This window comes from Enterobacter cloacae complex sp. P43RS (assembly GCF_014930585.1).
Lineage (GTDB): Bacteria > Pseudomonadota > Gammaproteobacteria > Enterobacterales > Enterobacteriaceae > Enterobacter > Enterobacter bugandensis.
In genome coordinates, this window is record NZ_JADBRJ010000005.1 from 151,722 (window position 1) to 174,537 (window position 22,816).

17 protein-coding genes are annotated in these 22,816 nt (G+C 57.4%); 7 read left to right on the forward strand and 10 right to left on the reverse strand.

Annotated elements, in window-relative coordinates:
* The first annotated feature begins 18 nt into the window (after positions 1–18).
* The 3 genes from IM294_RS12210 (at position 19) to IM294_RS12220 (ending at position 5,248) form a co-directional block, all read left to right on the forward strand.
* Positions 19–2,745 (forward strand): glycosyl hydrolase family 18 protein, encoded by a 2,727-nt coding sequence (locus IM294_RS12210; RefSeq protein WP_047368191.1) that lies wholly within the window; start codon positions 19–21, stop codon positions 2,743–2,745.
* Between the two features lie 102 nt (positions 2,746–2,847).
* Positions 2,848–3,288 (forward strand): type III secretion system invasion protein IagB, encoded by a 441-nt coding sequence (gene iagB, locus IM294_RS12215; protein ID WP_048959679.1) that lies wholly within the window; start codon positions 2,848–2,850, stop codon positions 3,286–3,288.
* A 133-nt stretch (positions 3,289–3,421) separates the two neighbouring features.
* Entirely contained in the window at positions 3,422–5,248 is a 1,827-nt protein-coding gene (locus IM294_RS12220) for a chitinase (protein ID WP_126817706.1), read from the forward strand.
* A 111-nt stretch (positions 5,249–5,359) separates the two neighbouring features.
* Here the strand turns inward: IM294_RS12220 and IM294_RS12225 are convergent, their stop codons facing one another.
* From IM294_RS12225 to poxB, 4 genes are all read right to left on the reverse strand, one after another.
* A complete protein-coding gene (locus IM294_RS12225) occupies positions 5,360–6,373 on the reverse strand; it encodes an NAD(P)-dependent oxidoreductase (protein WP_126817704.1) in 1,014 nt (337 codons plus the stop codon).
* Between the two features lie 91 nt (positions 6,374–6,464).
* A complete protein-coding gene (locus IM294_RS12230; protein ID WP_045261794.1) occupies positions 6,465–7,901 on the reverse strand; it encodes an SDR family oxidoreductase in 1,437 nt (478 codons plus the stop codon).
* Between the two features lie 10 nt (positions 7,902–7,911).
* Positions 7,912–8,913 carry a low-specificity L-threonine aldolase gene (gene ltaE / locus IM294_RS12235; RefSeq protein ID WP_126817702.1) on the reverse strand — a complete coding sequence of 334 codons (1,002 nt, stop codon included), beginning with the start codon at positions 8,911–8,913 and terminating at the stop codon, positions 7,912–7,914.
* 38 nt (positions 8,914–8,951) lie between these two features.
* Positions 8,952–10,670, reverse strand: a complete 1,719-nt coding sequence (poxB, locus tag IM294_RS12240) for a ubiquinone-dependent pyruvate dehydrogenase (RefSeq protein WP_126817700.1) — start codon at positions 10,668–10,670, stop codon at positions 8,952–8,954.
* Between the two features lie 151 nt (positions 10,671–10,821).
* Here poxB and IM294_RS12245 point away from each other — a divergent pair, with 151 nt between their 5' ends.
* The gene (locus tag IM294_RS12245) at positions 10,822–11,256 is read left to right on the forward strand and encodes a DoxX family protein (protein WP_126817698.1); all 435 of its coding nucleotides are present in this window, start codon (positions 10,822–10,824) and stop codon (positions 11,254–11,256) included.
* 397 nt (positions 11,257–11,653) lie between these two features.
* Here IM294_RS12245 and hcr read toward each other — a convergent pair whose 3' ends face one another.
* The 4 genes from hcr to aqpZ all read right to left on the reverse strand — a co-directional run bounded on the left by hcr (position 11,654) and on the right by aqpZ (position 16,205).
* Positions 11,654–12,622, reverse strand: coding sequence for an NADH oxidoreductase (hcr, locus tag IM294_RS12250; RefSeq protein ID WP_126817696.1), 969 nt, complete (start codon positions 12,620–12,622; stop codon positions 11,654–11,656).
* A 10-nt stretch (positions 12,623–12,632) separates the two neighbouring features.
* On the reverse strand, positions 12,633–14,285 hold the full coding sequence (gene hcp / locus IM294_RS12255; RefSeq protein ID WP_126817694.1) for a hydroxylamine reductase: 1,653 nt from the start codon (positions 14,283–14,285) through the stop codon (positions 12,633–12,635).
* Between the two features lie 144 nt (positions 14,286–14,429).
* Positions 14,430–15,329, reverse strand: coding sequence for a lysine exporter LysO family protein (locus IM294_RS12260; RefSeq protein WP_126817692.1), 900 nt, complete (start codon positions 15,327–15,329; stop codon positions 14,430–14,432).
* A gap of 180 nt (positions 15,330–15,509) precedes the next feature.
* On the reverse strand, positions 15,510–16,205 hold the full coding sequence (gene aqpZ, locus IM294_RS12265) for an aquaporin Z (RefSeq protein ID WP_041912036.1): 696 nt from the start codon (positions 16,203–16,205) through the stop codon (positions 15,510–15,512).
* A gap of 291 nt (positions 16,206–16,496) precedes the next feature.
* Between aqpZ and IM294_RS12270 the strand changes: the two genes are divergently transcribed.
* Complete coding sequence (locus IM294_RS12270; RefSeq protein WP_041910643.1) at positions 16,497–18,155, forward strand: ATP-dependent endonuclease; 1,659 nt, start codon at positions 16,497–16,499, stop codon at positions 18,153–18,155.
* Here IM294_RS12270 and IM294_RS12275 read toward each other — a convergent pair.
* Positions 18,152–19,108, reverse strand: coding sequence for a VirK/YbjX family protein (locus IM294_RS12275; RefSeq protein WP_045630014.1), 957 nt, complete (start codon positions 19,106–19,108; stop codon positions 18,152–18,154). The genes IM294_RS12270 and IM294_RS12275 overlap by 4 nt on opposite strands.
* Before the next feature lie 159 nt (positions 19,109–19,267).
* Here IM294_RS12275 and macA point away from each other — a divergent pair, with 159 nt between their 5' ends.
* Positions 19,268–20,383, forward strand: coding sequence for a macrolide transporter subunit MacA (macA, locus tag IM294_RS12280; RefSeq protein ID WP_041910641.1), 1,116 nt, complete (start codon positions 19,268–19,270; stop codon positions 20,381–20,383).
* Positions 20,380–22,320 (forward strand): macrolide ABC transporter ATP-binding protein/permease MacB, encoded by a 1,941-nt coding sequence (gene macB, locus IM294_RS12285; protein ID WP_126817690.1) that lies wholly within the window; start codon positions 20,380–20,382, stop codon positions 22,318–22,320. The genes macA and macB overlap by 4 nt, the downstream gene beginning before the upstream one ends.
* Before the next feature lie 70 nt (positions 22,321–22,390).
* On the opposite strand, the gene cspD is transcribed toward macB, so the two are convergent.
* A complete protein-coding gene (gene cspD / locus IM294_RS12290; protein WP_006809408.1) occupies positions 22,391–22,612 on the reverse strand; it encodes a cold shock-like protein CspD in 222 nt (73 codons plus the stop codon).
* Positions 22,613–22,816 lie beyond the last annotated feature (204 nt).

Below are 22,816 nucleotides of genomic sequence, written 5' to 3' on the forward strand. Positions count from 1 at the left end.
TTTATCAGGAAATAAAAAATGAAATTTATGAAGCCTAAATATCTGGCGCTTTTTGTTGCAGCCGCAACAAGCTCAGTATTTGCAGCGGCGCCGGGTACACCGTCAATTACATCAGGCAATGATAAGTTTGCGCTGGTAGAGGTGGATCAGGCGGCACAGGACTACAACAACCTCATCAAAGTGCATAAAGATGGCGTTGACGTGAAGGTGGAGTGGAACGTCTGGAGCGGCGATGCCCCAACGTCTGCAAAAGTTTTGCTGGACGGCAAGACCGTCTGGACCGGTGCGGGTAGTGCCGCAGGCTCTGCGACCTTTAAAGTGAAGAAAGGCGGACGCTATCAGGAGCAGGTTGAGCTGTGTAATGACAGCGGCTGCACCAAAAGCGCCAGCAAGCTGATCATCGTGGCGGACACCGACGGTAGCCACCTGCTTCCTCTGAACACCCCGCTGCTGGAAAACAACAAAGCGTTCGCGCAGCACACCGATAAAGTGGTTGGCGCTTACTTCCCTGAGTGGGGCGTGTACGACCGTAACTTCTCGGCAGACAAAATTCCTGTCGCGAACATTAACCACCTGCTGTACGGCTTCATTCCAATCTGTGGCGGCGACGGCATTAACGACAGCGCCAAATCCTCCGGCGCGCTGGAGTCTCTGAAACGCGCCTGTCAGGGCCGCCAGGACTACACCGTGGCGATCCACGACCCGTGGGCTGCGCTGCAAAAACCTCAGCAGGGCGTAAGCAACTGGGACGACCCGTACAAAGGCAACTACGGCCAGCTGATGGCGATGAAAAAAGCCCATCCTGATCTGAAAATCCTGCCATCCGTAGGCGGCTGGACTCTGTCTGACCCGTTCTATCAGATGGATAACAAAGTGCTCCGTGACCGCTTCGTTGCGTCCGTTAAAGACTTCCTGACCACCTGGAAAGTATTCGACGGTGTGGATATCGACTGGGAATTCCCGGGCGGCGGCGGTGAGAACGCCAAGCTGGGTAACCCGCAGACCGACAAAGCGACTTACACCGCGCTGATGCATGACCTGCGTCAGATGCTGAACGAGCTGTCTGCGGAAACTGGTCGTACCTACGAGCTGACCACGGCAATCGGTGCAGGTAAAGATAAGATCGAAGACGTGGACTACAACACCGCGCAGCAGTACATCGATCATATCTTCCTGATGAGCTACGACTTCTACGGTGCGTGGAGTAATACCGATTTGGGTCACCAGACCGCGCTGTACGGTGCGTCCTGGAAACCAGATACCAACTACACCACCGATAACGCAGTGAAAGAGATGCTGGCGCAGGGCGTTCAGCCTGGCAAGATCGTCGTCGGTGCGGGCATGTATGGCCGCGGCTGGACCGGCGTTCACGGTTACACGGGTGACAATCCATTCACCGGTACCGCGACGGGTCCAATCAAAGGGACATGGGAAAACGGTATTGTTGACTACCGTCAGATTGTAAACCAGATGCTGGGCAAACCAGGCTGGGAATACAAATACGACGAAGCAGCAGAAGCGCCGTACGTGTTCAACAAATCCACCGGTGAGCTGGTGACATACGATAATGCCCGTTCCGTCAATGCGAAAGGCAAATACGTGCTGAGCAAAAACCTGGGTGGTTTGTTCGCATGGTCTATCGAATCCGATAACGGCGATATCCTGAATGCCATGAACGAAAGCCTGCTGGGCGGCAGCTCTACGCCTGTTGAGCCGGTTGTAACCAACCATGCGCCGGTCGCTTCTGCAACCGACATGACGGTAACGGGCCCGGCGACTGTCACGCTCGACGGCTCAGCCTCCAGCGACCAGGACGGCGATGCGCTGACCTATAAATGGACGCAGGTTTCCGGCGCCACCGTGACCCTCGCGAACAGCACCAAAGCGAAAGCCAGCTTCAGCGTACCGGCCGTGACCAGCGATCAGAACCTGGTGTTCCGCCTGACCGTGACCGACGCGAAAGGGTTGAGCAACGCTATCGACGTACAGGTAGTGAACAAAGCGCCTAAGGCCAACCAGGCTCCGGTGATCAATGCCATGGAATCCGTTACCGTTGAATCCGGTGAAGCGATTTCTCTGCATGCACAAGCCTCCGATCCTGATGGCGATGCGCTGACCTACAGCTGGAGCGTACCGGCTGATATGAACGCAACGGGTACCGATACTGCTAACGTTCGCATCACTGCGCCAGAGGTGAACAATACCTCTTCTTACACGCTGAGCGTTGTTGTGACGGATGGTAAAACCAGCGTGCAGTCTAACGTGCAGGTGACTGTGAATCCAAAACCGGCTGACGTAACGCCACCGGCTGATGAGGTGACCCCTCCGGCTGACGATGTGACCCCACCAGCTGACGATGTGACCCCTCCGGCTGATGATGTGACTCCGCCATCTGACGAAGGTTCTGCAACCGGTAGCTGCGACGCGCCTGTCGATGCTAACGCCAGCAAATATGCCGCGTGGGATGCCAGCAAAATCTACAACAATGGCGATACCGTAAGCTTCGATCATCTGGTGTGGAAAGCGAAGTACTGGACGCAGGGCAACCAGCCTGGCTTCGGTGTGGATGCATGGGAACTGGTGAGCAACGTGAAAATGAACTGGCGTTCTGACCTGGTCTATAACGGCGGTGATACCACCACTTACCAGGGCAGCGTTTACCGTGCCAAATGGTGGACCCGTGGTGATAACCCGGCTAACAGCGATGTATGGGTAAAAGAAGGCGCAGCAACAGACTGCAAATAATCTAGCCCAATAAATGCTCCCCCCTTATTGGGGGGAGCAATTCAAACTTCATTTTACAGGATGTTGGCCAGGAGAAATAACCGAAAATGTCAGCAGGTAAAAATGAAAAAGTTCATCTTGTTATTATTGATAATAAGCCACGGCGCACTGGCAAACTGTTGGAATAACGCCGCGCACTATTATCATGTCGATCCTTATTTGCTGTACGCCATCGCTAACGTTGAATCGGGGATGAACCCGTATGCGGTAGGGCAAAATCATGATGGCACACGCGATGTCGGATTAATGCAAATAAACAGCTCGCACTTTACGGAGCTTGAGAGAAAAGGCATTGATGAGTATCGGTTGATGGCCGAACCCTGTACCTCAATTATGGTGGGAGCGTCGATTCTCTCAAACATGATTAAGGTCTACGGTTATAACTGGGAAGCAGTAGGGGCTTATAACGCCGGATTAAAAAGAGAGAACTATCCGCAGCGTATGATGTATGCCCACAAAGTCTGGAAAAAATATCAGGAATTGAAATTAGCAGCGCGTTATTAACGTTTTTTATTTTTGAAGAATTCCTTTTGGTGTTCTTCGAAAAGTGAAAACAGCTGTCTGTGGTTTATTTATTAATGGATTAATACATAAACCGGGATTCTTTTTTTAATCTTAACGAAACAGGAATATTGAAATGAACAAAAGGACGTTACTGAGTGTACTTGTTGCTGGTGCTTGCGTTGCACCTTTTATGGCGCAGGCTGCCTCTTTGCAGGCGACCACCGGCGAGCCGTACACCATGAAAGCCAGCGATCTGGCGAAGAAAGAGCAGGAGCTCACTAACTTCCCGCTGATGACCTCCGTTAAAGAGACGATTCAGACCCTTGATAACGCGCAGGTCGAAATGATTGAGCCAGGCCGTGCGGCGAACCCGGACAACGTTAAGCGCGTGGAAGGGATCGTGAAGGCCAGCGACTGGGATTATCTCTTCCCGCTGCGCGCTCAGGCCTATACCTACAGCAACTTCCTGAAAGCCGTAGGTAAATTCCCGGCGCTGTGTAAGACCTATAACGACGGTCGCGACAGCGATGCGATCTGCCGCAAAGAGCTGGCCACCATGTTTGCCCACTTTGCCCAGGAAACTGGCGGCCACGAAAGCTGGCGTCCGGAAGCCGAGTGGCGTCAGGCGCTGGTCCACGTGCGTGAAATGGGCTGGAGCGAAGGGCAGAAGGGCGGCTATAACGGCGAATGTGACACGAAAGTATGGCAGGGCCAGACCTGGCCGTGCGGTAAGGATAAAGACGGCGACTTCCTGAGCTACTTCGGTCGCGGCGCGAAGCAGCTGTCCTACAACTACAACTACGGTCCGTTCTCCGAAGCAATGTACGGCGACGTGCGTACCCTGCTGGATAAACCTGAGCTGGTGGCGGATACCTGGCTGAACCTGGCGAGCGCGATCTTCTTCTTCGCCTACCCGCAGCCGCCAAAACCAAGCATGCTGCAGGTTATCGACGGCACGTGGCAGCCGAACGATCATGATAAAGCCAACGGTCTGGTCCCTGGCTTCGGTGTGACCACCCAGATCATCAACGGCGGCGTAGAGTGCGGCGGCCCGACTGAAATTGCTCAGTCTCAGAACCGTATCAAGTACTACAAAGAGTTCGCGAACTACCTGAAAGTGCCTGTTCCGGCCAATGAAGTGCTGGGCTGCGCCAACATGAAGCAGTTCGACGAATACGGTGCCGGCGCCCTGAAGATCTACTGGGAGCAGGACTGGGGATGGAGCGCGGATACGCCAGACGGTAAGACCTACTCGTGCCAGTTGGTGGGCTACCAGACGCCGTTCAGCGCGTTCAAAGACGGCGACTATACCAAGTGCGTGCAGAAGTTCTATAACGTCAATATCGTGAACGATGACGGCTCTGCCGTAACGCCGGACGAAACCCCGGTAACGCCAGCGCCAACGCCTTCAGAAGATGAAACGCCGGCACCAGCTCCAGCGCCAACGCCGGATGAAACCCCGGCTGAACCTGTTGCGGTGAACCACGCGCCGGTTGCGCAGATTGCGGGTCCAATCGGTGCCGTTGAAGCGGGCGCACAGGTTTCTCTGAGCGCGGAAGGCTCTACCGACGCGGACGGCAACAAGCTGACCTACACCTGGCATTCTCAGGATGGCCAGACTGTGACCGGCGAAGATAAAGCGGTGGTGACCTTCAAGGCGCCTGAGTCCGCAACGGCGCAGCAGATTGAAATCAGCCTGACCGTCAGCGATGGCGAGCTGAGCAATACCACCACTTACCTGCTGAACGTGAAAGCGAAAGCGGCAACGCCATCAGGTGACGAAGGTGCTTACCAGGCGTGGAGCGCGAACAGCAAGTACAACGCAGGTGATATCGTGAACAACCACGGTAAACTGTTCCAGTGCAAACCGTTCCCGTACAGCGGCTGGTGTAACAACTCCCCGGCATACTATGAACCAGGCGCAGGTCTGGCATGGGCTGATGCCTGGACGGCTCTGTAAAAGCAAACGGCAACCGAAAGGTTGCCGTTTTAGTATTTGCACTTTCCCCTCACCCCGGAGGGGCGAGGGGATGTAGGCCCGGTAAGGCGAAGCCGCCACCGGGCAAAAAGGCTAGCGGTGCAACTTCCCGTGATCCCGTAACCACGCCGCCGTGCGCATAATGCCTTCATCCAGCGTCACAATCGGCTTATACCCCAGCTCAGTCTCCGCGCGCGTGATATCCAGCGTAAAATCAAAGTTAAGCTTCGATACGCCGTAGTGCGTCAGCGCGGGCTCTTTGGCGGATTTACTGCCAAAACGCTCCATGCTGCGGGCGATCATGTCCAGCATCGGGTAGGGCACGGAACGGATACGGCAGTCGATCTGCAGTTCATCAATCAGCCGCTGCACGATGCTGCGCAACGTGCACGGTTCACCGTTGGTGATGTTATAGGCGCGACCGGAGATAAGCTTATCGCAGTCCGGCTGGCTTGCCAGCCACATGGCGTGGACGGCATTTTCGTAATAGGTCATGTCCACCAGCGCATCGCCGCCGCGCGGCAGCAGCACGCTGCCGTAGTGGTGCATCATCTGCGCCAGACGCGGAATAAACACTTTGTCGTGCGGTCCGAAGAGGCTTTGCGGGCGCAGGACGGTAAAACGGGTATGCGGGTTTGACTGCGCCAGCAGGTCGATCACCTCTTCGCTGGCCGCCTTGCTGCGGGCAAACTCGCAGGCAAAGCGAGCAGGGCGGAAATCTTCCTGCACGTCGCGATGGTGGTGATAATCAAAATAGAGCGACGGGGAGGAGATATGGATAAAGTTACGCACGCCCCAGGCGACGGCCCATTCGCCCAGACGACGCGTGGCGCGCACGTTGGCGAGATCGAAGGCTTCCTGGGTTCCCCACGGGGAGGTAAAACTGGAGCAGTGCCACAGCGTGTCGATACCGGCGAGCATCACCTTCGCCTGCGAGGAGACCAGCTCCGTCAGGTCGGCATGGACGAACTCCGCGCCCATTTTTTGCAGCAGTTTCCCCATCGCTTCGTTGCGACCGGTGGCCCTGACGCTGATGCCCTTGTTGCGCAGAAATTCGACCGCATTTCGGCCTAAGCCGCTGGTCGCCCCGGTAACCAGTACCTTCATATCAATCCACTGTGTTGAAAAGAATTTCGTGCGCATTCTTTCGTGAATTACGATGTGTTGCAATGGGAAAGGTGAAAGAAAGAGGGTTTTATTAACTTATTTTCGTCTTTTGTTCTGCCAGTTGCGCAATGCGTTTTGCCATACCCCGGAAGATAAACAGATGGGCGGGGATCATAAACAGCCAGTAGAACAGACCCGGCATCCCGTGTGGGTGCCACCAGGCGCGAACGTCCAGTTCCCGATGGTCGCCTTTGTCCTTGAGCGTAAAGCAGAGCCGCCCCAGCCCCGGGGCCTTCATGCCGAACAGTAGCGCCAGCTGTTTTTCCGGCTCGACGACGATCACTTTCCAGCTGTCGACCGCATCGCCTGGCTTAAGATACGGATGCGCCGGGCGGCCTTTCGCCAGCCGGTGACCGACCAGCAGATCCATCGCACCGCGCGTCTGCCAGAGGATATTGCCGAAGAAATAGCGCTCTTTGCCGCCGATCTGGTTCACCACCTCCCACAGCGCGTGAAGGCTGGCAGAGGTTTTTACCGTGCAGCCCGCCTGCTTCGGGTAATAGCCGTACTCGGGGCGCCAGCGGGCAAAGGCCTGCGCGTCGTAGCCCCAGTCGCTGGAGTTCACCAGCTTCTCTTCTTCTTTCAGCGTATGGCGCACCGCGTCGTCAAAGCGGATCAACGCCTGGGGGATTAATGCGCGCAGCGCACGATCGTCCGCCAGCAGATCGTGCTTTAGCCCCTGGATCAGTGCTTTGGCAGTCGTCGGGGGAACCGAGGTGATCACATTCAAAAACCACACCGATATCCAGCGGGTCGGGAAGGGAATGGGGATCAGCCAGCGGCGGCGTCCGCTGACGCGCATGAAATGTTCGAACTGCTCCTGATAGCTCAGCACTTCCGGGCCTGCCGCCTCCAGCACGCGGTGTTGCTCTGCCGGGTGATCCAGCAGGGCCACCAGATAGTGGAGCAAATTCTCCAGCGCAATCGGCGTGGTGCGCGAGCGCACCCAGCGCGGCGGGGTCAGCACCGGCAGGTTGTAGACCATATCGCGCATTACTTCGAAGGCGGCGGAACCCGCGCCGACGATGATCCCGGCGCGCAGTTCGGTGACGGGAATATTCGCCCCGCGCAGCGTGTCTGCCGTCAGCTGGCGGGCGCGCAGATGGTCGGACTGCTCGTGTTCGGGTGCCTGGAGCGAGCTTAAAAAAATCACCTGCTTCACCGGCGTTTGCAGCAGGGCATCGCGGACGTTCATCGCCACCTGACGCTCGTGGGCGATAAAATCCCCGCCTTCGCCCATGCTGTGGACCAGGTAGTAAAGCGTGTCGACCCCTTCCAGCAGCGCGGGGAGTTCCTTCGGCCAGTTGAGATCGACGTTGTGACAGGTCACGCCAGGCAAACCAAGCTTTTGCAGGCGCTCGGTATTGCGTGCCGCTGCCCGCACCTGATGCCCCTGCTGGCTTAATGCAGTAGTGAGGTGCTGACCGATATATCCGCTGGCGCCAAGCACCAGAATACGTTGCGGCACGTGATGCTCCTTAACGCTGTAAAAACGCCTGCCAGTGTTTTACCACGTCCGCCAGCTGTTCGCGGCTCACGTCGAGATGCATCACCAGGCGCACGACCGGGGAGGCGTTGATCAGCACGCCACGCGCTTTCATAAACTCACCCAGCGCAGCGGCGTGCTCGTCGCCCACGCGCACAAACAGCATGTTGGTGTCGTGACGCATCACCTCCGCGCCGATCTCGCGCAACTGCGTTGCCATCCACGCGGCGTTGTCATGATCGTCCTTGAGGCGCGCCACGTTATTTTTTAATGCGTACAGTCCGGCAGCCGCCAGAATGCCCGCCTGACGCATGCCGCCGCCGGTCATTTTACGCCAGCGGTTGGCGCGCTTGATGTAGTCTGCGCTGCCGACCAGCAGCGAACCCACCGGCGTACCCAGCCCTTTTGAGAGGCAAATGGTGAACGAGTCGCAATGTTGCGTTATCTCTTTCAGCTCGCAGCCGTACTCCACGACGGCGTTGAAAATGCGTGCGCCGTCGACGTGCAGGCCGAGGTTGCGCTCGCGGGTAAACGCCCACGCCGCTTTCAGGTATTCGCGCGGCAGCACTTTACCGTTGTGGGTGTTTTCGAGGCTGAGCAGCCGGGTGCGGGCGAAGTGAATATCGTCAGCTTTGATTTTTGCCGCGACTTTATCCAGCGGCAGGGAGCCGTCCGGAGCGGCGTCAATCGGCTGCGGCTGGATGCTGCCAAGCACCGCCGCGCCGCCAGCTTCGTACAGGTAGTTATGCGCACCCTGGCCGACGATATACTCTTCGCCGCGCTCGCAGTGGCTGAGCAGTGCCACCAGGTTAGCCTGCGTGCCGGTCGGCAGGAACAGCGCGGCCTCCTTGCCGCTCAGCTCTGCCGCATAGCGCTGCAGTTCGTTGACCGTCGGGTCATCGCCGTAGACGTCGTCCCCGACCGGGGCGGCCATCATCTCTTCGAGCATGGCGCGGCTCGGGCGGGTAACGGTATCACTACGCAAATCAATCATTTCACATCCCTTTATTTTAAGAGGTCATGCGAAACGTTTTACCTGAGCCAGTTGGTTTTTGCCAGTTCGATCACTTCGTCACCGCGCCCGCTGATGATGGCGCGCAGCATGTAGAGGCTAAAACCTTTGGCCTGTTCCAGCTTGATCTGCGGCGGGATCGCCAGCTCTTCTTTGGCGACGACGACGTCAACCAGTACCGGACCGTCGATGGAGAAGGCGCGCTGCAGGGCTTCATCCACCTCTGAGGCTTTCTCGACGCGGATGCCGGTGATGCCGCACGCTTCGGCGATGCGGGCAAAGTTGGTGTCGTGCAGCTCGGTGCCATCTGTCAGATAGCCGCCGGCCTTCATCTCCATCGCCACGAAGCCCAGCACACTGTTGTTAAAGACTACGATTTTCAGCGGAAGCTTCATCTGCACCACCGACAGGAAATCCCCCATCAGCATGCTGAACCCGCCGTCGCCGCACATCGCCACGACCTGACGCTCCGGTGCCGTCGCTTTTGCCCCCAGCGCCTGCGGCATGGCGTTGGCCATCGAGCCGTGGTTGAACGAGCCGAGCAGGCGACGTTTGCCGTTCATCTTCAGGTAGCGCGCCGCCCAGACGGTGGGCGTGCCGACGTCGCAGGTAAAAATAGCGTCGTCGTCCGCAAAATGGCTGATCTGCTGCGCCAGATACTGCGGATGAATGGCTTTGTCGCTCGGTTTGGCGAGGTCGTCCAGCCCCTTGCGCGCGTCGCGGTAGTCGCTCAACGCCTTATCAAGGAATTTGCGGTCGGTTTTCTCTTCCAGCAGCGGCAGCAGGGCGGCAAGGGTGGATTTAATATCGCCGATAAGCGCCATATCGACCTTGCTGTGCGCGCCGATGCTGGCCGGGTTGATATCAATCTGAATGATTTTGGCATCCGTCGGATAGAACGCGCGGTACGGGAACTGGGTGCCGAGCAGGATCAGCGTGTCGGCGTTCATCATGGTGTGGAAGCCGGAAGAAAAACCGATCAGCCCGGTCATGCCCACATCGTACGGGTTATCGTATTCGACGTGCTCTTTGCCGCGCAGGGCGTGGACGATGGGCGCTTTGAGCTTACCGGCAAATTCCAGCAGCTCTTTATGCGCGCCCGCACAGCCGCTGCCGCACATCAGGGCGATATTGCTGGAGTAGCGCAGCAGCTGCGCCAGCTTTTTCAGCTCCTCTTCGGCTGTCGTTACCACCGGCTGCGGGGCGTGATACCAGTGGGTGCTGGCCCCTTCAGGCGCAGCCTTGAGCGCCATGTCTCCCGGGATAACGACCACGGAAACGCCACGGTTTAGTACGGCTTTGCGCATGGCGATCGCCAGCACCTGCGGGATCTGCTCCGGGGATGAAACCAGCTCACAGTAGTGGCTGCATTCACGGAACAGCTCCTGCGGATGCGTCTCCTGAAAATAGCCGCTGCCGATTTCGGAAGAGGGGATATGGGCGGCAATCGCCAGCACCGGCACGTGGTTACGGTGACAGTCGAACAGGCCGTTGATCAGATGCAGGTTGCCAGGCCCGCACGAGCCTGCACACACGGCCAGTTCTCCTGTGAGCTGCGCTTCGGCACCGGCAGCGAAGGCAGCGACCTCCTCATGACGGGTCGGCATCCATTCGATGGTTTTCATCTTGTTCAGGCTGTCGCTGAGCCCGTTCAGGGAATCGCCGGTCACGCCCCAGATACGTTTTACGCCAGCCTGTTCGAGCGTTTTCGCTATATATGCAGCCACGGTTTGTTTCATGGTTGTCCGTCTCCTTTTTGTGATATCGCTTACAAGCTTAGAAGAAAGTCACTGTATTGCCCGTCAAATCCCCCCATTTAAAAGGTGCTTTTCATGCGCCACGCTTCGGCATAATCTGGTGATGCCTCAGTGAAAACAGGAATCATTTCAAATGGTTAAATCATTGTTAATTGCTGTTAATGAAAAGCTATCGTGCGACGATCTCGGCAAACTCTTGTTACGACTTGCCGTCGGTGGGCTGATGCTTTTTCACGGTTTGCATAAGCTGTTTGGTGGCGTGGGCTTTATCAGCGGCATGCTGGTAGAGAAAGGGCTGCCGGGATTTATTGCCTACGGCGTGTTGATTGGCGAAGTGGTGGCACCGATCCTGATTATTGTCGGGCTCTTTACGCGCCCGGCCGCGCTGGTGCTGGCGTTTACGATGATCGTGGCATGGCTGATGGTGGGAGTGGGTGAAACGTTCGCGCTCGATAAGGTTGGGGCATGGGCGATTGAAAGCCTGGTGTACTTCTTTGTTGGCTCGCTGGCGGTAGCGTGTTTAGGGGCAGGGCGGTTTGCGTTAGGGAAAGCGCCTGCGTGGCAATAAAGCTGGGTGCTAAAAATATAAGGGTCTCTGGACCCTTTTTTATTGGTGGTTTTTAAGTCTTTGATTTTATTAAGCGGAATTATTTGTGATGAAAAAAGGGTTTAAAGGGTATTTTTTAGGGGAATTCTTTATCTGACAAGGTGATAGGTGTAGATTGTTCCAGTTCACTGCCGTACAGGCAGCTTAGAAATCTAGAATATACTTCAAAGATAAATCTAAACCGTTCACTGCCGTACAGGCAGCTTAGAAAACGACGGCCAGGAGAGAAAGTGCAATTCCTGCAGTTCACTGCCGTACAGGCAGCATGCACAACGTAGGCCGGGTAAACGCAGTGCCACCCGGCAAAAAAGCCCGGTGGCGCTGACGCTTACCGGGCCTACGATCGAACGTTTATCGCTTATGCGAGGACCAAATCCCCCTGCGGGTGGCACGAGCACGCCAGCACGTAACCTTCAGCAATTTCCGCGTCGGACAGCGTCATGGTGCTGGTGACGGTATATTCCCCTGAAACCACTTTCGTTTTACAGCAGCCGCACACGCCCGCACGGCAGGCCGCGACTACCGGCACCTTGTTGCTTTCCAGCGCTTCCAGCAGCGTGGTGCCCACGCGGCCAAAGAAGGTCTGTGCGGGCTGCAGTTTGGTGAACTGAATCCCGCTGGTTGCCGCTTCCGCCACCGGCGTGAAGAACTGCTCTTTGAAGAAGCGGGTCACGCCAAGCGCTCTAACTTCTTTCTCCACGATATCCATGTACGGCGCCGGGCCGCAGGTCATCACGGTACGGTTCGCAATGTCCGGCACGCTTTGCAGCAGCTCGCGGCTCAGGCGACCGGGCACAAAACCGTGGGTCGCGTTGTGTTCCGCCACCAGCGTCACCGGATAGTCACGCCACTCACCGGCAAAAATCACATCTTCCGGAGAGCGCACGCTGAAGATTGTCTGCACGTCGGCCTGCGGGCGGTTCTTCGCCAGCCAGCGGCGCATCGACATGATCGGCGTTACGCCGCAGCCCGCCGCCAGCAGCAGGAATTTATCGTCTGCCTTGTCGTCACAGGTGAAATCCCCCTGCGCGTCAGACAGCCAGATGTAATCCCCGCGCTTCACGTCACGGGTCAGCCACTGGGAGCCTGCGCCGTCATCAATGCGGCGGATAGTGAGCGTAATGTACTCGCTCACGCCCGGCGTGGAGGAGATCGTATAGGCGCGAAGCGTGTCCGCCGAGTTGCGAACGCTGACCAGCGCATACTGGCCCGCACGGTACGGATAGTAGTCGTGGCAGAGCAGCGACAGCGTCCACACATCCGGCGTCTCCTGATGGATGTGATGAACCTGCATCCGCCACGGACATTGTGAGGTTGGCATGGTCATGAATCGCTCCTTATGCGCTCAGCAGTTGTTTCATATCATCTTCAACGTTGGTCACGGAACGCAGACCGAATTTCTCGTTCAGCACCGCCAGCAGGTCCGGCGTCAGGAAGCCTGGCGCCGTCGGGCCGGTTACGATGTTGGTCACGCCGAGAGAGAGCAGGGTGAGCAGGATGACAATCGCTTTCTGCTCAAACCAGGAGAGCACCAGGGACAGGGGCAGGTCGTTGACGCCGCAGCCGAGTTTTTCCGCCAGCGTGACCGCCAGAATGATGGCCGAGTAAGCATCGTTGCACTGGCCTGCATCAATCAGGCGCGGCAGGCCTTCGATGTTACCGAAGTCCAGCTTGTTGAAACGGTATTTACCGCACGCCAGGGTCAGGATCAGGCAATCTTCCGGCACGCTGGTGGCGAAATCGGTGAAGTAGTTACGCTCGCCGCGCGCGCCGTCGCATCCCCCAACGAGGAAGATGTGGCGCAGCTTTTCACGGCTGACGAGGTCAATCAGAGAATCTGCCGCACCCAGCAGCGTTTCGCGACCGAAGCCGACGGTGATCAGATGTTCGATTTCGCTGTACGGGAAGCCCGCCATCTGCTGCGCCTGCTCGATAACCGGACCGAAATCGTCGCCTTCAAGGTGGCTCACGCCCGGCCAGCCGACGATGCTGCGGGTCCAGATGCGGTCGTCATACGCGCCCACGGTAGGGTCGATGATGCAGTTTGAGGTCATCACGATAGGGCCAGGGAAGCGGGCGAACTCTACCTGCTGATTCTGCCAGCCGCTGCCGTAGTTACCCACCAGATGCTTGAACTTGCGCAGTTCCGGGTAGCCGTGGGCGGGCAGCATTTCGCCGTGGGTATAGACGTTAACGCCGGTGCCTTCGGTCTGCTTCAGCAGGTTGTAGAGATCTTTCAGGTCGTGGCCGGAAATCAGGATGCATTTGCCTTCGGTCGCTTTGACGTTAACCTGCGTCGGGGTCGGATGACCGTAGGTGCTGGTTTCACCGGCATCCAGAATGCTCATGACCTTGAAGTTCATCTGGCCGATTTCCATTGCGCACTCGAGCAGGGCGTTCATGTCGGAAGGCCAGGTGCCGAGCCACGCCATAATTTTGTGGTACTGGGCGTAAATGTCGTTATCTGACTTCCCGAGAACGTGCGCGTGTTCCATATAGGCCGCTGCACCTTTCAGGCCGTACAGGCACAGCAGACGCAGGCCGAGGATGTTCTCGCCAATCGCCGCTTTGTCCTTATTAGGGGTAAATTCTGCGGCCTGGCGCTGTAGCTCGCCCAGGTCGTCGCTCACCAGCTGAAGCTCCGCCATTGGGTTGTCCACGCGGGCACTGGTATCGGCATTCAGGCACTGCGCTTTCAAAGCTTCGCGCAGGGCAATCGCTTCGCGGGCATAGCCGACGATGCGAGGAGAATCGAAGTTGACGTTAGTCAGCGTGGAGAAAAACGCGCGCGGCGCGAAGCTGTCGACGTAATGGTCGACGATGCCGTATTCACGGGCTTTGAAGGCCCAGGCGGAAAGACCATGCAGGGCGGCTATCAGCAGATCCTGAAGGTCTGATGTTTCTGCGGTTTTACCGCACATACCCTGCGCGTAAGAGCAGCCGTTGCCTGCCGGGGTACGGATGGTTTGTTCACATTGCACACAAAACATAATCACACCTGTAAAAGTTATATTTAATATACATGTTTAAGGGTATGCCTGTGCCAGAACGGTGAAAAGAGCTTTCTGCGACAAAATAGAGGGAGATTGATTTAGCGCAATTTTGGCGGCAGGAGCCCTACCGCCACAGAGGTATCAGGCAGAGAAAAACGCCATCAGGACGGGAACCAGCAGGCTCAAAATAAAGCCGTGAACGATGGCTGCGGGCACCATCTCCAGCCCGCCCGAACGCTGGAGGACCGGCAGGGTAAAGTCCATCGACGTGGCGCCGCACAGGCCCAGTGCCGTCGAGCGGCTGCGGCGAACCAGACCCGGGGTCAGCATGATGGCAATTAGCTCTCGAGCCAGATCGTTAAAAAAGGCAGCGCTGCCGATCACCGGGCCGAAGGATTCGGTCAGCAGAATACCGGAGAGGGAGTACCAGCCAAACCCGGAGGCCATCGCCAGGCCGGTTTTTAGCGGCAGATCGAGAATAAAGGCATTAATCACGCCCGCGACCATGGAGCTGACGACAACCATAACGGCAACGATCATTCCCCGACGGTTCAGGACAATCTGTTTCAGCGTCATGCCGTTATTTCGCAGCTGAATACCAATAAGGAACAGCAGGAAGATCAGGGTATATTCGCTGGCGTCCGTCGCGTGCTGCAAAAAAGTCCATCCGGTAAGGCCCAGAAGAAATCCAAGCACCACGACGCCGCAGAGCTTTAATGATTCCAGCGCCATTGCAATTCGGGAGGGAAGCTTTTCCTGGTGGTGATTATTTTTCCACGGAATAGTGCGTTCCAGCCACAGCAGGGCGGCAATATTGCACAGCAAAATAACCATCACGGTGACCGCAGAATAATGCAGGATGGAAAGTAAATTTGTCGCCAGATTATCCAGGAAGGCCAGGCTGATCCCCATAAAGAACAGAATGACGTAAACAATCCAGCTGAGAAAACGGTTAATAAGCTTTAAGGCCGATTCATGACGCAGCGGAATAAGATAGCCCACAATCAGGGGCAGCAGAATAATGAGGAGTCCTGAAAACATGAACAGCCGGTCCTTTTGAGTTTCTGTTAAGCGCCAGAGACACTACCCAATAAAGGCTGCTCAGTAAAGCGGCAAAAGAAAGCCGGGTGGCGGCTACGCCTTACCCGGCTTGTGTCTATGTGGGGGTGCGGCCTGTTGCCCTCACCCCGGCCCTCTCCCACGGGGAGAGGGAGGGAAAGATTAATCGCGTTTTTCCAGCAGAGAGCGGTACAGCACGCCGCCCAGAATACCGCCGACGATCGGCATCACCCAGAACAGCCACAGCTGTTCAAGCGCCCAGCCGCCCTGGAAAATGGCGACGGCGGTGCTGCGCGCCGGGTTAACGGAGGTGTTGGTCACCGGAATGGAGATCAGGTGGATCAGCGTCAGCGCCAGACCAATAGCGATGGGCGCGAAGCCTGCAGGCGCGTGTTTGTCGGTTGCACCGTGGATCACCAGCAGGAAGCCTGCGGTCAGTACAATTTCAATTACAATGGCAGAAAGCATGGAATAACCGCCCGGAGAGTGTTCGCCAAAGCCGTTAGAGGCGAAGCCGCTGGCCGCCGCGTCAAAGCCTGCTTTACCGCTGGCAATGACGTACAGCACGCCCGCCGCAATAATACCGCCAACCACCTGCGCCACGATGTAGCCAATAACCTCTTTCGCCGGGAAACGCCCGCCCGCCCATAAGCCTAATGTCACCGCCGGGTTAAAATGACCGCCGGAAATATGCCCCACGGCGAAAGCCATGGTTAATACGGTTAAGCCAAATGCCAGCGCGACGCCGACAAAACCAATACCTAATTCCGGGAATGCTGCTGCCAGAACGGCGCTACCGCAGCCACCAAATACCAGCCAGAATGTACCAAAGCATTCTGCTGCCAATTTTCTAAACATAACCACCTCAAAATAATTTTCCACGCGTTTTCCCGCGCGCGGGATATATCGCCATAAAGGGATGACGACTCAAAGAGCCCGTATTTTAAAAACCAACAACATCCCTTCGCCACTTAAATAAATTCGGTTAATTTGATTTAAGGCAATGTGATGTTAATCCTTGTTCAAATCAGCGGTAAATAGAGCATAGTTCAAATCCCGCAAGGGTGAATGTTCTGCTGTCGTGCCAGGGTTCCTGCCGCTATACTGCTGATAACTTAAAGGAAAAAGTGATCATTTCGCGGGGGATTTATGCTTCTCGAACGTGTGGAAATTGTCGGGTTTCGCGGTATTAACCGCCTGTCGCTGCAGCTGGAGCAGAACAACGTCCTGATCGGCGAGAACGCGTGGGGTAAGTCCAGCCTGCTTGATGCGCTGACGCTGCTGCTTTCACCCGAAGACAAGCTGTATCACTTCGTTCACGATGATTTCTGGTTCCCGCCCGGCGATATCGCGGGCCGCGAGAAGCACCTGCATATCATCCTGACGTTCCGTGAATCCGAACCCGGCCGTCACCGCGTGCGTCGCTTCCGCCCGCTGTCGCCCTGCTGGGTGCCCTGCGACGACGGTTTCCACCGGATTTTCTATCGGCTGGAAGGTGAGATGGCGGAAAACGAGGGGGTACTGACCCTGCGTGAATTCCTCGATGAGAAAGCCAACCCGATTCCGCTGGAGAATATCGACGATCTGGCGCGTCACCTTATCCGCCTGACGCCGGTGTTACGCCTGCGCGATGCGCGCTTTATGCGCCGTATTCGTAACGGCACCGTACCGAATATGCCGGAGGTGGAAGTCACCGCCCGCGAGCTGGATTTCCTGGCGCGAGAGCTGGTGTCGCGTCCGCAAAACCTCACCGATGGTCAAATTCGTCAGGGGCTGTCGGCGATGGTGCAACTGCTGGAGCACTATTTTTCCGAGCAGGGCACCTCGGAGTCGCGCCATCGTTTGATGCGCCGCCGTTCTCATGATGAACAGCGCAGCTGGCGCTATCTCGACATCATCAACCGGATGATCGACCGGCCCGGCGGGCGTACCCATCGGGTGATTTTGCTGGGGCTGTTTTCAACGCTTCTGCAGGCGAAGGGCACCGTGCGTCTTGACCGGGATGCCCGCCCGCTGCTGCTGGTGGAAGATCCGGAAACGCGCCTGCACCCCATCATGCTCTCCGTGGCGTGGCACCTGCTGAATCTGCTGCCGCTCCAGCGGATTACCACCACCAACTCCGGTGAGCTGCTATCGCTGACGCCGGTGGAGCACATTTGCCGTCTGGTGCGCGAGTCCTCCCGCGTATCCGCGTACCGCCTCGGGCCCGGCGGGATGAACGCCGAAGACGGGCGGCGAATCGCGTTTCATATACGCTTTAATCGCGCCTCGTCGCTCTTCGCCCGCTGCTGGCTGCTGGTGGAGGGGGAAACGGAGACCTGGGTCATCAACGAACTGGCGCGCCAGTGCGGCCACCATTTTGATGCCGAAGGTATTAAGGTGATCGAATTTGCCCAGTCGGGATTAAAACCGCTGATAAAATTTGCCCGCCGAATGGGAATTGAATGGCATGTGCTGGTGGACGGCGACGAGGCGGGGAAAAAATATGCCTCAACCGTGCGCAGCCTGCTGAACAACGAGCGGGAAGAAGAACGGGATCATTTAACGATGCTGCCCGCGATGGACATGGAGCATTTTATGTACCGTCAGGGCTTTGACGACGTATTCCACCGCATTGCGATGGTGCCGGTCGACGTCCCGATGAACATGCGGCGCGTGATCGCCAAAGCTATTCACCGTTCGTCGAAACCGGACTTAGCCATTGAAGTGGCGACGGAAGCGGGAAGGCGGGGCGTAGAGGCGGTTCCGACCCTGCTGCGGAAAATGTTCTCCCGCGTGCTGTGGCTGGCACGCGGAAGGGCGGATTAACGTTCGGTCGCCTGTTTCACCTGCTGAATCAGGCTATCCAGCAGCGCGTAGCGGCGACGGTATTCGGCGCGTTTTTTGCTCGCGATCTCTTCTACGGGTTTACGCGGCATGGCAAGCGGCAGCATAAAGTGGCCGCTCTCCTGTTTTTCCCCACCGAGGGAACTCCAGAAGCCGTCGTAATCGGCCAGCAGTTTTCCCTCTTTTTTCTTGCGGTAGCGCCAGCTGCGATAAATATGGGTGGCATTACTGACGGCAACAATCTGCGCGACCGGGAATGCGGCTCCGAACGTCATGGCGGCTTCAACCAGCAGGCGTTTCGGGAACAGACCGTGGCAGGCCTTCGTCGCTTTCTGGATCAGCTCATGGGGAACATGCGCTTTCGCCCCCTGCAAACCGCCGATGAACAGCGTCGATTTTCCTTCAAACTGGCAGAGCGTAAAGGTTAGCTCCGCCAGCACCGTATTCTGAACGTCGCAGAAGGTGAGGGTGGCCTCTCCCTCTTTATCCAGGAACGCATCGGCACACAGGCGGACGGTAAATTGCTGTTCATCTTTCCCGGTTAAGGTCAGCAGCGTAGTCCCCTGCGTCGAAAGATAGCCCTTCAGGAGCGTGGCCGGGAGCTGGCGGCTCATGGCCTGATAGTGCCAGTTCAGGGATTCCAGCGCGTGCTGGCGATCCATCTTCACCGTCAGCCAGGGACGATGAAGCCGACACGGCAGACCGGGCTGCACCTGCAGCATCTGCATCAGACGCGGCTGCTTAGCGAGGTTTGTTAACAGGCGAGACGTGCTCACGGGCGTCGCCAGAGAACGCAGCATGAACTTACGGCGATAGGCGGGGTTCTGCCATGCAAGGCCGGGCGCGATCTTGCCGAACGCCAGATTTTTGAAGAGCTGCCAGCCGGATGTCGGCTGCGTCAGGTTTGGAAGAGGTGTATCGACGATAGAAGACATGATAAATCCTGAGTCTTTTGGAATACCGCTATTTCAGCAGGGGAAATATCAACGTCTTGTAAACAAATTAGGGTGATTTCGGAGAACAGGGGTTTCGTTAAGGAGTCGTTTAGATAGAATCAACGTTTATTATTGCCAGAACATTTATTTGGAATATTTATGAACCTCAAGGGAAAACGCAGAACGCTGTTTCTGCTGCTGGCGCTGGTGATTGTAGCCGGTGGATTCTGGTTATGGCAGGTGCTTAACGCGCCTGTGCCGCAGTACCAGACGCTGATCGTCCGTCCGGGTGAACTGCAGCAAAATGTCCTTGCGACGGGCAAACTTGATGCGCTGCGCAAAGTTGACGTCGGCGCTCAGGTCAGCGGCCAGCTGAAAACGCTGTCGGTAGAGATTGGCGACAAGGTGAAAAAAGGCCAGCTGCTTGGCGTTATCGATCCCGAGCAGGCTGAGAACCAGATCCGCGAAGTGGAAGCGACGCTGATGGAGCTGCGCGCGCAGCGTGCGCAGGCGCAGGCAGAGCGTAACCTGGCGCAGGTGACGCTGACCCGCCAGCAGGCGCTGGCGAAAACCCAGGCTATCTCGAAACAGGATTTAGACACCGCCGCGACTGAACTGGCGGTGAAACAGGCGCAGATTGGCACGATCGACGCGCAAATCAAGCGTAACCAGGCCTCGCTGGATACGGCGAAAACCAATCTTGATTACACAAAGATCGTCGCGCCGATGGCCGGGGAAGTGACGCAAATTACCACGCTGCAGGGCCAGACGGTGATTGCCGCCCAGCAGGCGCCAAACATTCTGACGCTGGCGGACATGAGCACCATGCTGGTGAAGGCCCAGGTCTCCGAGGCGGACGTGATCCATCTTAAGCCGGGGCAGAATGCCTGGTTTACCGTACTCGGCGATCCTCAGACCCGCTACGAAGGCGTGCTGAAAGACATTCTGCCGACGCCGGAAAAGGTTAACGACGCCATTTTCTACTATGCGCGTTTTGAAGTGCCAAACCCGAAGGGCGTGCTGCGCCTGGACATGACCGCGCAGGTGCACATCCAGCTGACCGGCGTGAAGAACGTGCTGACCGTTCCGCTCTCCGCGCTGGGTGAATCCGCCGGGGACAATCGCTACAAGGTGAAAGTGCTGCGCAACGGTGAAACGCGCGAGCGCGAGGTGGTGATTGGCGCGCGCAACGACACTGACGTGGTGGTGGAGAAAGGGCTGGAAGAGGGCGAGGAGGTTGTTGTCAGCGAAAGCCTGCCCGGAGCCGCTAAATGACCGCGCTGCTTGAGCTGAAGGACATTCGTCGCAGCTATCCGTCCGGAGACGGCCCGGTGGAGGTGCTGAAGGGCATCTCCCTGCGCGTCGAAGCGGGCGAAATGGTGGCGATTGTCGGGGCATCGGGCTCCGGTAAATCGACGCTGATGAACATTCTCGGCTGTCTGGATAAACCCACCAGCGGTACGTACCGCGTGGCCGGGACGGACGTCTCGACGCTGGACGGCGACGCGCTGGCGAAGCTGCGCCGGGAACACTTTGGCTTTATCTTCCAGCGTTACCACTTGCTCTCTCACCTGAGCGCGGCGCAGAACGTGGAGGTTCCCGCGGTGTATGCGGGCGTTGAGCGGAAGAAACGCCTTGAGCGCGCGAAGGCGCTGTTAACGCGTCTGGGGCTGGCGGAGCGGGTGGAGTACCAGCCGTCGCAGCTGTCCGGCGGCCAGCAGCAGCGCGTGAGTATTGCCCGCGCCCTGATGAACGGCGGGCAGGTGATCCTTGCGGATGAACCGACCGGGGCGCTCGACAGCCGCTCCGGCGAAGAGGTGATGGCGATCCTGCACCAGCTGCGCGATCAGGGCCACACGGTGATTATCGTTACCCACGATCCGCAGGTGGCAAAGCAGGCCGAACGCATTATAGAGATCCACGACGGCGAGCTGGTGAGCAACCCGCCGCCGCGTGAGTCCCGCGCGGCGGCACCGAAGGAAGCGCTGCCTGCGTCGACCGGCTGGGCGCAGTTCTCCAGCGGCTTTCGTGAAGCGCTGACCATGGCCTGGCTGGCGATGGCGGCCAACAAAATGCGCACCCTGCTGACCATGCTCGGCATCATTATCGGTATTGCCTCGGTGGTGTCGATTGTGGTGGTGGGCGACGCGGCCAAGCAGCTGGTGCTGGCGGATATCCGCGCCATCGGGACCAATACCATTGACGTTTATCCCGGCAAAGACTTCGGCGACGACGAGCCGCAGTATCAGCAGGCGCTCAAGTATGACGATCTGGCGGCGATTCAGAAGCAGCCGTGGGTGAACTCCGCCACGCCTGCGGTCTCGCAAAACCTGCGTCTGCGCTACGGCAACATCGACGTGGCGGCCAGCGCCAACGGCGTGAGCGGCGACTACTTCAACGTCTACGGCATGACCTTCAGCGAAGGCGCCACCTTCAACGCCGAACAGCTGGCGGGGAGGGCGCAGGTGGTGGTGCTGGACGCCAACTCGCGCAGGCAGCTTTTCCCCAATAAAGCGAACGTGGTGGGCGAAGTGATCCTCGTCGGCAACATGCCTGCCACGGTCATTGGCGTGGCGGAAGAGAAGCAGTCGATGTTCGGCAGCAGCAAGATCCTGCGCGTCTGGCTGCCGTATACCACCATCTCCGGGCGGATTATGGGCCAGTCGTGGCTTAACTCCATCACCGTGCGCGTGAAGGAGGGCTATGACAGCGCGCTGGCGGAACAGCAGCTGGAACGGCTGTTAACGTTGCGACACGGGAAGAAGGATTTCTTCACCTGGAATATGGACGGCCTCTTGAAAACGGCGGAAAAGACCACACGTACTCTTCAGCTGTTCCTGACGCTGGTGGCGGTGATCTCGCTGGTCGTTGGCGGTATCGGGGTGATGAATATCATGCTGGTGTCGGTAACTGAACGCACCCGGGAGATTGGCATCCGCATGGCGGTCGGGGCCAGGGCCAGCGACGTGCTGCAGCAGTTTTTAATTGAAGCGGTGCTGGTATGCCTGGTGGGCGGCGCGATGGGCATTGCGCTCTCGATGATGATTGCCTTTGCGCTCCAGCTCTTTTTACCCGGCTGGGAGATTGGCTTCTCGCCGATGGCGATACTCACCGCGTTTTTGTGTTCCACCTTTACCGGGATTTTGTTTGGCTGGCTGCCTGCGCGCAACGCGGCGCGGCTGGATCCGGTGGACGCGCTGGCTCGGGAATAACCCGAAAATAAAAATGCCAGCCGATCGGGCTGGCATTTTGACTGCGTGATGTACACAATAAAACAGAGAGCTATGCAACCGTTTCTGCTTCAACGGGTACGATTAGGCTTGCATGATTGCCTTTTGGTCCCTGGTGTACATCGAACCGGACGGACTGCCCGGCTTTGAGCGTCCTGTAACCATCCATCTGAATGGTGGAATAGTGAGCGAAGATATCTTCGCCGCCGCCTTCGGGGCAGATGAAGCCAAACCCCTTGGCGTTGTTGAACCACTTAACAGTACCCATTTCCATGCTTCGACATCCTTCGTAAATCTTATAAATTAAGATGGAATGAACCGGTGGTGGAGTGGGGGCTGTTCAAAACCTCGCCATCTCACGCTTGTACAATTTAGATAAACGAAAGACGTCGTCAAGCGTTTGGCGCTGGAGTTGGGACAATAATCAACCAAAGTTTGAAGCAGTTAACGCTATTGCAACAGTTTGTGACAGACATCG